The sequence below is a fragment of the Bradyrhizobium agreste genome, from assembly GCF_016031625.1.
Lineage (GTDB): Bacteria > Pseudomonadota > Alphaproteobacteria > Rhizobiales > Xanthobacteraceae > Bradyrhizobium > Bradyrhizobium agreste.
In genome coordinates, this window is sequence record NZ_JACCHP010000048.1 from 1 (window position 1) to 10,812 (window position 10,812).

7 protein-coding genes, 1 tRNA gene and 1 pseudogene are annotated in these 10,812 nt (G+C 61.9%); 2 read left to right on the forward strand and 7 right to left on the reverse strand.

Annotated elements, in window-relative coordinates:
* Positions 1-288 precede the first annotated feature (288 nt).
* The 6 genes and pseudogenes from HZZ13_RS36105 to HZZ13_RS36130 all read right to left on the reverse strand — a co-directional run bounded on the left by HZZ13_RS36105 (position 289) and on the right by HZZ13_RS36130 (position 8,027).
* Positions 289-1,428, reverse strand: coding sequence for an FAD-dependent oxidoreductase (locus tag HZZ13_RS36105; RefSeq protein ID WP_197964183.1), 1,140 nt, complete (start codon positions 1,426-1,428; stop codon positions 289-291).
* A 530-nt stretch (positions 1,429-1,958) separates the two neighbouring features.
* Positions 1,959-4,286 carry a hypothetical protein gene (locus HZZ13_RS36110; protein ID WP_197964184.1) on the reverse strand — a complete coding sequence of 776 codons (2,328 nt, stop codon included), beginning with the start codon at positions 4,284-4,286 and terminating at the stop codon, positions 1,959-1,961.
* Positions 4,287-4,537: 251 nt separating this feature from the next.
* Positions 4,538-4,627: transfer RNA gene (locus HZZ13_RS36115), tRNA-Ser, on the reverse strand.
* An 88-nt stretch (positions 4,628-4,715) separates the two neighbouring features.
* Positions 4,716-4,925, reverse strand: a pseudogene (locus HZZ13_RS36120) (GDYXXLXY domain-containing protein); the annotation flags it as partial.
* A 374-nt stretch (positions 4,926-5,299) separates the two neighbouring features.
* Positions 5,300-6,295, reverse strand: coding sequence for a Bug family tripartite tricarboxylate transporter substrate binding protein (locus HZZ13_RS36125; RefSeq protein ID WP_197964185.1), 996 nt, complete (start codon positions 6,293-6,295; stop codon positions 5,300-5,302).
* Between the two features lie 91 nt (positions 6,296-6,386).
* The gene (locus HZZ13_RS36130) at positions 6,387-8,027 is read right to left on the reverse strand and encodes an FAD-dependent oxidoreductase (RefSeq protein WP_197964186.1); all 1,641 of its coding nucleotides are present in this window, start codon (positions 8,025-8,027) and stop codon (positions 6,387-6,389) included.
* 117 nt (positions 8,028-8,144) lie between these two features.
* Between HZZ13_RS36130 and HZZ13_RS36135 the strand changes: the two genes are divergently transcribed.
* Entirely contained in the window at positions 8,145-9,050 is a 906-nt protein-coding gene (locus HZZ13_RS36135) for a LysR family transcriptional regulator (RefSeq protein ID WP_197964187.1), read from the forward strand.
* A 99-nt stretch (positions 9,051-9,149) separates the two neighbouring features.
* On the opposite strand, the gene HZZ13_RS36140 is transcribed toward HZZ13_RS36135, so the two are convergent.
* Positions 9,150-10,136 carry a GDSL-type esterase/lipase family protein gene (locus tag HZZ13_RS36140; protein ID WP_197964188.1) on the reverse strand — a complete coding sequence of 329 codons (987 nt, stop codon included), beginning with the start codon at positions 10,134-10,136 and terminating at the stop codon, positions 9,150-9,152.
* A gap of 455 nt (positions 10,137-10,591) precedes the next feature.
* Here HZZ13_RS36140 and HZZ13_RS36145 point away from each other — a divergent pair.
* Positions 10,592-10,812: helix-turn-helix domain-containing protein (locus HZZ13_RS36145; protein WP_197964189.1), on the forward strand; the 221-nt coding region annotated here is incomplete at its 3' end.

Genomic DNA, 10,812 nt, shown 5'->3' on the forward strand with positions numbered 1-10,812 from the left:
GCTGGATGAGGTGCGGGTCGGGCGGGGTTTCGGGAGGCAAAAAGTCTAGGAAACGTGGTTTGTCGCGGCCGTTCGGCCCATCGGTGCGAGCCGACGAGGATTGGCCGGGATCGTTGCCGCCCAATCCGAATGTCTTCCCCTCATTTGCTTCGTCGGGCAAAACAGGGGCATAATGGCATCATCGCGAGAGGTCGGACAGGCAGGGCTTTTTGGCCCAGGTCTCTTGAAGGCGTTTGCCGCCGGACGGTGCGTGTTTTGTACACTGTCACCGCAACATCCAGCATCCGCTCACGCAAATCGAGAATATCGGGAAAGCTGAAAGAAGGGTTCTGCTTCGTACGACGGATCGGTGGCAAGGCGAGCAAGCCTTTGCCCGATGGCGGGCGCGAACTTTGCACCATGGCCTGAACAGGCGGAGCAGACGATCAGGCGGGACTCCGGCCAGCGATCGATGATGAATTCCTCGCCCGCATCGGGCCGGCGGTCGGCGGGCGCGGTGTTGGTGTAGAGGCAGACGTCGCGATCGATGATGGGCCCGGCCGCGCCCGGGACGAGGGCGGCCAACGCTTCGCCGACCGGACGGAGTTCGGCATCGCTGGCCTGCGGGCCCCAGTCGTCGGGGCCGACTACGGGCCCGTGGTTGTGAGGCGCAGCTTTAACGCCGCGCTGTTCGAAATCCGGAAAGCCGTAGACGATGTCGTTCGGACCTCGGTCCAGAATGAAAATCGGGAAACGACCAAGCGCCACAGTGTCGGGGCGGGTCGGCTCGAACCAGCCGACCGCCTGTCGGGTCACGTTGAGCAGCGCGGCTAGTCGCGGGAGTGCGCGACCGAGCCATGGGCCCAGCGCCAGAATCGCGCGCTCGGCGAAGAACTCCTCGTTGGCTGTACGGATCGACACGCCGTCGTGGTGCGGCGTGAAGCTCGCGCGTTCCGCAATCACACGGTCGCGAGCGCGTGCGCGCGTCAGTTTCATGACGACACCGGTGTGCAGGATCGCGCCACCGTCCTGTACGACGACGTCCCAGTCGTCGGGCAGGTTGAAAGCCGGAAATTCCTTGTTCGCGACAGCCGCCGTCATCTTCGGATCCGGACGCCCTTTCGCGATCGCGGCCGCGCGCGAGGACGCTACCATGGCGGAGCCTGGAAGGCCGGCCTCCAAAATAGGGGTTTCCGTCAGAACCGATTGACCGCTTTCGGTCTGCAGCCGGATCCAGCCAGCATGAGCCTCGTCGCTCAGCTTGGTGTAGTTGGGGTTTTCGAAATTAAAGCGACGGAAAATTCGACATGAACCATGTGACGAGCCTCGATCCGAACCGGGTCCGATCGGGTCGAAGCCGAGCGCATCGACGCCGGCATCCAGCAATGCGTTGAGCGCTGCTCCGCCCATAAGCCCCAGACCCAGCACGGCAACTTCGCATTTTCGCATGTAGGCCTCGCGAGCGATGCTACGACGCGCTGATCATCCTGATGATTTCGCGTGTTGACAAGGTCTACAGGAGGGCGATTACGGCACGACGACCTGCTAGCGGCAACCGCGTTGATGCACGATCTGACGCTGGTGACGCGCAATGATCGCGATGTTGCGGGACGGGGGCGAGGGCGATGAATCCGTTTGGGGACGGTGAATCTTGGTCTCGGCTTACTACGAATGACGTCGCGCGGCCTTTGACTCGACCGGGCAAAACAGGAGCATGATGGCATCATCGCCGGAGGGCCCGATAGGCAATGTTCCGGCGGGCCCTCCCAAGGCAATCGAGTCGCGCGATGGACGCTAGTCGGACTTCTGTTGCTTTCGGAGGGTGGACGTTTTGTGCACTGTCACCGTACATCGGACTTTCTTTTCTCCGACGTTCGCTCTGGACAGCCGGAGTTAAGTTCACTGTCACCGTAGCGGAACAGTTACGCTCGGCTTGCAAGCGTGGTTGCCAAAGGTGGCGATAGAGGCTGAACGCGCCTCTATGATCCACCTTGCACTTGAGACGACGAAGCGGCAGCATTAGTGAAATATAATCTATGAGTTATCTGCGCCATGTCTGCGAGCGAACTCGCGTGCCAATCGTCGCCAAGACGATCCTTCGAGCGCTCATATACGTGGTAAGGCTCAAGCTCATCTCTGGACCACAGGATTACTCGCTTCCGATATTCGCTGTTCAAGGACTTGGCCAGCGCAAGCTCAGCATCTGAGAACGTCCCAGTTTTGCTGAATATGATATAAGTTACCGCCAATGTACTAGGGATCGCGTCGGCGAGCGCTCGCAATTTCCTCACATCTTCTTCATTGAACGGCATCTCGGTCTTGCATTCCCCAAACGCGATCTCAACGGACGAATCTCCATCAAGACTTGTTCCGGCGACGACGGCTACTAGATCGGATTCGCACTGTTCAATCGCCCCCGTCGACGACGTAAACTTTATGGCAGTTGAGTACATCATCAGACGATCATGTAGAGAAGTGTCCAGCTGCTGAAGTGTCAACGCCACGGTGACGCCGCCGAGCTGATTGTCATTGCGTCCAAATATCCCCGACCGCCGATAGCGCCAGTCGCGATCCTTCAGCTGTGGCGACACATCATAGGTGTGGTCGCAATAGCTACACGATATATTCGTCTTCACGTCGTCTAAATGAGTCCAACTTGGCAGTTGACAATTTGAACATGTGAATTCCAAACCGGCACGGAAAACACGCCGTTCCAGGAGATATCGAAATACGTCATCTGCTTTCAGGTCTCCGCTCTCCCGGTACTCGATAAAAAGATGCTTAAAAAGTTCCAGGCTGGAAGATGAGTTAGCCGCGTCCACGTCGCGAATTTTGGTGATAGCAGCGCTACGCGTGAAATGCTCATCGACTCCGTAAGCTCGGAGCAGCAACCGCGCGCCGCGGACCTTCAGGACACGGCACGATTGTATCCCGCCAAGTTGCGCGATAATCCTAGAACACCGCAGTCCTGGCTCCGATCGCTCAATCTTCAATTTCGATATTTCGAAAAACTCCTTCAGCCAATGGAAAACACGAAACGCTTGGATTTCCAGCCGCTGCGTCGAAATGGACGTGATGATGCCGATTGAACCCTTGTCGAAACGTCCTGCCTGGGATCGCGCGGCGTCATATTCAAAATAGAAGTTGCGCCCATAGAATTCGTTAAGTGCCGGAACGTGAGGGGTCTCGAATGTGAGCTCCGCATCTGGCGAGCCGTGCTGGGTAGCATCGACAACGACGACAAACTTCTGGCTTAGAGCCTGCGTGTCATCATCGTTGAAAGGGCGACCTGGTAGGGAGAACGAAGCAGACGCCTTCCCCGATCCCTCAACGTAGGAGGGCACGACATCTCGATGCCACGCGGAAAACTTCGGTGAACTCGGCTCGACGTTTAGTCCGTTCCAGATGATATCGCCTCTTCCGTCGGATAGCGAGATTGGGAGGTCGCTTAAGTCTAGATCGGGCTTCCAAGAATCGTCTGTTGAATAATCGCGGCGTATCCAGAACGTCACACGCTCGCTTGGACTCAGCCGTTTTCCCCGGAATGGAGAAAGAAATGCCTCCGCGTATGGCTTCAGCCGCGTGCTATGTGCTTGGTCATAGAAAATCAATGGTGCGCCTGCAGCACGCAAATTCCAAAACATTAGGAGCGCGTCAAAGTCAGTTGCCGAGCCAAGAACTACTCCGGGCCCGCGTCGCCCTCGAAACGATCGCTCGTGGGATAGATCGTAAGCAGTCAATTTTAGAGGAGTGACTTGTTCGAGCAACGCAACCGGAAGCGGCCCGTCGAGTGGAATTGCAGTTGCGGACGATTTCAGCGCGTTTTCGATTGCGCCGCGGTAGTCTGCGATGTTTGTGTCCGGCGCCGGATAACAACCGAACTGAAGCGTCAAAAGAATCTTGAGCGGATCGCTACTTTCCCATGTCGGCGCAGTGAAGAACTCTGCAGGCTCTTTCTCCTGTCGGGCAACGATTCTTACCGGGTGTCGGATGTCGGCGAATTCACAACCGCGTTGAGCAAAGATTCCTTTGCGCCATTGATGATACTCCAAGTGCGGAAATCTTGAAATGAAGGCGGCGCTAGCGTCGCTTTGCTCCACGGGGATCAACACGTCCACGCCGAAACAGGACACGATGCTATCTGCCAAAGGTTCATCGTTTGCGGGCACTACGCAATTGTAGCGCCCTCCCCACAGGCAAGTATTCCATCCGGCGGCAGTAGCTAGCTGGCTGGTATCCTGCCCGGTAACTACCCAGCCAATTCGAACAGGTCGATAGTCGAGCCAAATGCGCGGCGGGGTTGCCATTGGTTCTCTGAAGTAGTTTCACACTCGATTGATTGATGGCACGACGAGTTGCACAATCATTTTGATTTGCCAACCCTACGCGGCCTCGATCTATCGCTGCGATACCAAACTCTCGCAAATCGACCACTCGAGCTCTTCCCCCTTAGACAGAAAGGCTGTCTGAAAGTGGGCACCAGCGAACTCAAAAAGAAAGGAAACGCCGTTTATGGACGTTTTCTCATGAGCAAACAGTGGCGGTAGGATTCAAAAGATGGCGGAGAGGGAGGGATACGAACCCCCGATAGGGTTGCACCTATGCCGCATTTCGAGTGCGGTGCATTCAACCACTCTGCCACCTCTCCTGTAGGCGCCACTGCGAGGCTGCGGTCCCTCCCGCAAGCGTAAGAGGTGCACGAGCGCCGCGGCATTCAATTTGCCAGAGCCTTCCCCCTAATACAGCGGCTCCTCGTACACCGCCTCGCCATCAAGCAGCAGGCGCTTGATTGCCGCGCGGCCGGAGGGGAGCACGGCGGCGACGATGCGGAGCTTTTGCTGGTTGCGGGCCTGCTCGAGCTTGAGGCCTTCGCCTTGGGGCACGAAGTAGCTTTCCAGACCGTATTTGATCGGCAGGTTGTCGCAGAAGGCGCGTCGGCCTGGGCCAAAGGCGCCTCAAGCAGGCCGTGCTATCGCATATGGCTCCTTTGCACGACCTGAGCGCGCGCCTCGCCCTTCGAGACGACCGCTTCGCGGGTCTCCTCAGGGTGAGGCTCAGCAGCACCGGAGCTTGTTGAAACTGGCGCATCACCCTCGGTCCTCATCCTGAGGGCCTGCCAACGGCGAGCGTCTCGAAGGATGGCCGCAGGCGAGATCGCTCCTCTCCCGCTTGCGCCAGGGCTATCGCATATGGAGATGTGGCTATGACCAGCTGTCTCCAGAGCGTCATGGCCGGGCTTGTCCCGGCCATCCACGCCTTTCCACACGCACAAAGAACGTGGATGCCCGGGACAAGCCCGGGCATGACGACCTCTGCCGCTCTAGTTCGCCTTGATCCCAGCCTCGCTGATCAGCTTGCCCCATTTCGCGCTTTCGCTCTGGATGAAGCGGCCGAACTGCTCGGGCGAGGTCGGGGCGGGCTCGGCGCCGAGGGTGCGGATCTTCTCCGCTACGGCAGGATCCTTCAGCGCCTTGGTGAAGGCCTCGTTCAGCCGGGCGATGATCTCCGCCGGCGTGCCGGCGGGCGCGACGAGCCCGAACCAGCCGACGGATTCGAAACCGGCAAGGCCGCTCTCGGCCAGCGTCGGGACATCGGGCAGGGATGACAGGCGGCGCGCGGAGGACACGCCGATCGCGTTGAGCTTGCCGTCGAGGATCAGCTGTCGCGATGCCGGAATGTCCAGCACTGCGAAGGGGACATGGCCTGCGAGAACATCGACCGCGGCCGGCGCCGTGCCGCGATACGGGACCAGCTCCATCGCGATCCCGCTTCGCTGCGTGAACAGCGCGGCGGTCAGATGCATCGCCGTCGAGTTGCCGCCATGCCCGATCGAGAGCGCACCCGGCTTCGCCTTGGCGAGCGCGATCGTCTCCGCAGGCGTGCGCGCCGGGACATTGGCGGATGCGACCAGCACGAAGGGAATTTCGGCGAGCAGGGTGATGGGCGCGAGATCCTTCAGCGCGAACGGCATCGCGGCATTGAGGTGCGGATTCACCGTGAGCGCGCCGGCCGGCGCGACGCCGAGCGTATAGCCGTCGGGCCTCGCCTGCGCGACCGCGGCCATGCCGATGTTGCCGCCGGCGCCGGCGCGGTTCTCGATGACGAGGCCCTGCTTGAGCTCGGCGCTGACCAGCGGCTCGAGCGCGCGGATCACCGTGTCGGCGCTGCCGCCGGGCGGGAAGGTCACGATGATCTTGATCAATTGCTCGGGATAGGCGGCTCGGGCGGCCGCCGGCGGCAACAGAGCGAAAGCCGCGACTGTGAGCGCGGCCAGGATGCGGCGCCTTGCACCATGAAACACGTTCTCCTCCTCCATGCGTTCCTGTTCTTGAAACCGGCTTCTTGAAATCGACGTCTTGAAGTTGACTTGGCGAGCTGCGCCGCCAGGCCGTCCGCTCGTTGTCGTCCTACGCCGCAGCGCCGGTGATACGTGCCAGCAGAGCCAGCGGGTTCTCCGGCGCGGACTGCCCACGCCAGGCGATGTGCTGGTCGGGCCGCGCCAGCACGAGCTTCTCGGCATAGGCGCCGTTCGCCTCCTCCGGCGCGATGTCGACCAGCGCGAGCGGCACGCCGCGCGCCTTCGCAGCGTCTTGCAGCTGCGTCACGTCGATCGCCGGGTCGAACCGCAGCAATGTGTAGCCGGGGCCGAAGGCGTCGTAGAGCGAGCGTCCGTCGCGCAGGAACAGGTGCGGCGCGCGGGCGCCCGGCACGGTGGAGGGCGTGAAGCTGCCCATCGCGTAAGGCGGCGGCGTCTCGCCGTCATAGGCGATGATCGGCGAGGCATCGTAATAATAGCCGAAGTTGAGGCCGGCGCAGCAATATTGCTGCACGTTCAGATCGTAGGCCGCTTTCGCCAGCGCCGCGCGCGCCGCGTGGCCGCGCGGCGTGTCGTCCTCGATCTCCGCAGGTACGCCGCCGCGCTGCGCCATCATCTTCATCGCATGGTCCATCGCAAAGCGCGACACCTGCTCGGTGATGGGCTGGCGCTCGGCCTCATAGGCATCGAGGATCGCAAGCGGCGCCCAGCCGTTCAGATGCGCCGCCAATTGCCAGCAGAGATCGACGGCATCCGCAATGCCGGCATTCATGCCGTAGCCGGCATAGGGCATCCACAGATGCGCGGCGTCGCCGCAGATGAAGACCCTGCGGTCGCGGAAGCGATCGGCGACGAGGCGGCGTCCGACCCAGTCCTCCTTGCTGAGCACCCGGTACTCGAAGCGCTCGTCGACGCCGAGGATGGCGCGGATGGCCCAGTCGCGGTCGACCGAATCGAATTCGGGCTCGTCAGGCTTCAGATGATTGTGGATCAGCCAGCGGTCGTGACCGTCGATCGCAACCGTGGTGCCGGAACGGCGCGGATTGAGCGAGAGCACCATCCAGGCCGGCTTGTGCGCCCCCATCAGCTCTTTCAGTTGCGGCGCTTCGATGAAGGTCGACTGCACGCGCTGGATCACCGGCGTGCCGGACAGGCTGGCACCGATCGCTTTTCTGACGAGGGATCGGCTGCCGTCGCAGCCGATCACGAAGCCGGCTTCGATAGGAAACGAATTGCCGCTGTCGAGATCGCGCGCCAGCGCAACGACATGGTCGTCGTGCTGCGCGATGTCGGTGATTTCCGTGCGCGCCATGATCTTGATGCGCGGCTGCGCCGCGGCATGGCTGAACAGGATCGGCTCGAGATAGACCTGGTTGATCCGGTGCGGCGGCTCGGGCGTCGGCCACCAGGTGTCGGGGCCGCCCGTCGCGCTATAGCGGCGCGCGCGGGAGGGAATGTCGATGCGGCAGAGCTCGATTCCCGTCGCCGTGGTCCGATAGGAGCAATCGTTGGGAAAGTCCGCAGGCAGCCCCGCATCGCGCAAGCGGGCGGCCACGCCGAGCCGCCGAAAGATCTCCATCGAGCGCGCCGACACGTGATTGCACTTGACGCTGGGCGGATCGCCGGCGTGGCGGATTTCCGCGACGATGACATCTACCCCGCGCGAAGCGAGATCCATCGCCGCGGTCAATCCGACGGGTCCGGCGCCCACCACCAGCACTTGCGCTCTCATGCTCGCTCCAGTCCTTGCTCCTTGCCGCGGATTCTTCTGTCCGCACATCATGCATTTTATTGCAGGTTCGGTTATGCGATAAGCCGGAAAGACCTGATCAATTCATGAGCTTCTCATATGAATGTCACCTTGCGCCAGTTGCGGGTCTTCACCGGCGTGTACCGGACGCGCAGCATCACGCGGGCCGCCCGCGAGCTCGGCATCACGCAATCGGCGGCGAGCCTGTTGATCCAACAGCTCGAGGCCCAGCTCGGCGTTAAGCTGTTCGACCGCTCCACGCGTTCGGTGCAGCCGACGCTGGCCGCCATTGAGGCGTTCCACGTCGCCGAACGCATGCTGAGCGATGCGCAAGGCCTGTCGCGCCGCATGCGTGATCTCGCGCAGGCCCGCGCCGGCCGGGTCGCGTTTCTCGCCTCGGCCGGCACCGCATCGGCGCTGCTGCCCATGGTGCTGGCGAAATTCCGCGCCAGCCATCCCGACATCGAGATCGACATGCGCGATGTCGCCGCCGACGATCTCGTGCCGCGCCTGAGCGCGACCGATGCCGAGTTCGCAATCGGCAGCGTGGAAGGCGAATTCGCCGACATGACGATCGAGACGCTGACGAGCGGCCGCCTGAGCGCGATCGGCCGCCGCACCGCGGACTTCGCCGCACGCCGGTCCCTGACCTGGGACGAGCTGGCGCAATGGCCGACCATCGCGATGCGCAGCCAGACGCGCATCCGCATGCAGATCGATCAGGCCCTGAGCGCGCAGGGCAAGCGCCTCGATCCGACTTATGAAGTGACCCTGATCAACACGGCCCTCGCCATGACGGCGCAGGGCCTGGGTCTTGCGATCCTTCCCGCGACGATGCTGCCGGCCGACCAGTTCCCGACGCTGATCGCAAGACCGCTGGTGCGCCCCGCCCTCACCCGGCCCGTGTCGCTGCTGCAGCGCCAGGGCCGAACCCTGTCCCCGGCGGCGCAGGCCTTCGTGGCGACGGCGCGGATGGTGCTGGCGGCGCGAGGCCCGCAGGCATGATCCGCGAGACTCCCGGCGTCCAGTGATCAGGCTTGATCGCGACAAGCGGGAGAGGTGAACACCTACCGCGGAGCCGATTCAACCTAAAGCCATTCCGCCCTATAGCTTCGCTATGAGGTCGGCAAATTTCTTGCTGACCAGCTTGAAGCCCTCTTCCGTCGGATGCAGCTCGTTTCCCCAATCCTTCTTGTAGGTCCCATCGTGCCGAAGGGTGTTGCGGAGGTTCAGATAGTGGACGTGTTCGAAGCCGGCAGTCGCACTGACGTCCTTCAACATGGCGTTGAACTGGTCGATCAGCTTGACGACCACAGCGGAGTTCTTGCTGAAGTCAACGTGGCCCTTTTTCCGGAACCCGGGCTCAAGCCAGGGGCCGGGCAGCAGCCAGAATCCGCCCAGGTAGCCGCGGCCATCGGGAAGCGCATAATCGTAGCCATGAGTCACGATGGGAATCGGTCGGCCGAGATAGCGCTGCGCGATCGTGGTCAGACCGCTGATGATTTTTGCATAGGCCGCCCGCAGCCGCACGTCGATCAATCCGCGAACAATGTCGTCATTGATGGCCGGAAGGGAAGATGCCGCATGGTTGAGCAGGATCGCAAATTCGTCTCCGGCAATGTCATTGCCGCCGCCGGACAGCAGAATCGCCCGCGGGACCTTGTTTGCACGCAATAGCTTCTCCAGCCGCCGCGCAAATTCCTCGAACTGGCCGCCCGAATGCGCCATGTCCTCGACCGTGTCGCCCTTGTGAGCGACGGATTCCACATCGTAGAGATGGTCGTCCTCGAGCATCTGCAGGATGTCGTAAAAGGGATAGTCGAACCAGGAGTCGCCTTCGGCGATCAGCACGCCCGCGCTCACCGCAGTTCCGAGCAAGGCTCGAGTCCGCTGGGGAATCTGCGGCGGAGCCGGCGCTCGCCGCGGTTTGGGCGCACGCGCCATCCGTCGGACCGCCGCTGCCCGCTTGCGCGTCTGTCCGGTTCGGAATGCGATGACATCCTCCGCCATCGCCCGGCCGCTCTTGATTGCGGCACTCACCCCGGCAGGAACGCGCGCCGACCGCCTCGACTTGCGTGTCTTCTTCGCCATCGCTCACCCTCCCTTCATGGAAAGACATTCAGCAGTGCTTCGAGCGCATCGAGCCTTGCACCGAGACCTCTCAGTTTTCGGCGGCAATCCGCGTCGAACCGTTGCCGGCCGGCGATCTGTTCAAATTCGCGCTTGCGGTTGAAGAACAGCGGGCAGCCAGACGTGTATCGACATCCAACGCCAATGTTAGGTTGAATGCCGGGAACCCGATTGTCAACAAGACATCAGCGCGCGCTGATCGGGCGACGCGAATCGGCCCTCGCATGCAGCTTGGGAAGCTCATGCAGCCCGGCCGCGGGCTCCGCGGGCCGAATCCGGTGGCTCTGGAGACGATCGACTTTATTGGGTTATCCGCATGTCGGGCTGGACACAGTCTGCGCGGCCCGAGACATAGGTGACATTTCGTACCGGACACATGGGTTACACTTTCCGCTTTTGTTCTGCGGGAGGTGTAGATGCCGTGGAAAGCGAGTTCGGTGATGGATGAGCGCCTGCGGTTTGTCGCCCGGCTGTTGGACGGCGAGGCAATGACGGACGTATGCCGGGAGTTCGGCATATCGCGGAAGACCGGCTACAAGATCTTTGGCCGGTACAAGGAACACGGGCTCGAGGCCCTGACGGACCGGTCGCGACGGCCGGTGCGCTACGCCAACCAGCTGCCGCAGCAGCTCGAAAG